The sequence below is a fragment of the Bacteroides sp. 519 genome, assembly GCF_010500955.1.
Classification (GTDB): Bacteria; Bacteroidota; Bacteroidia; order Bacteroidales; family Bacteroidaceae; genus Bacteroides.
This window is the reverse complement of record NZ_QVMJ01000178.1, coordinates 1-277: the sequence shown is the minus strand read 5'-3', so window position 1 is coordinate 277 and position 277 is coordinate 1. Positions and strand designations below refer to the sequence as shown.

The following is a 277-nucleotide window of genomic DNA, read 5'->3' as shown; positions in this document are numbered from 1 at the left end:
ATACCAGATTGACTATGCCGTACGTAGCTATAGCACCACCGAAGCCCGTCAGCTGATGAACACCAACCCCGAGAACCTGTCGCAACTAGAGTTGTACAGTGTAGCCTTGGAGTATGGCAAGGACAGCCCCGAGTATAAGAAGATAATCATGGAAACCATTCCCAAATACTTCGACAGCGACCCCGTTGCCATGAACAACGCCGCTGCCCTGTTAATCGAGAATGGCGAAGAGAACACCGCTTTGCGCTTACTCGAAAAAGCCCCTGCTTTACCCGAA

Annotated in this window: 1 pseudogene; it reads left to right on the top strand. The window is 50.9% G+C overall.

Annotation, left to right across the window (positions count from 1 at the left end):
- Window positions 1-277, top strand: a pseudogene (locus D0T85_RS22425) (hypothetical protein); the annotation flags it as partial.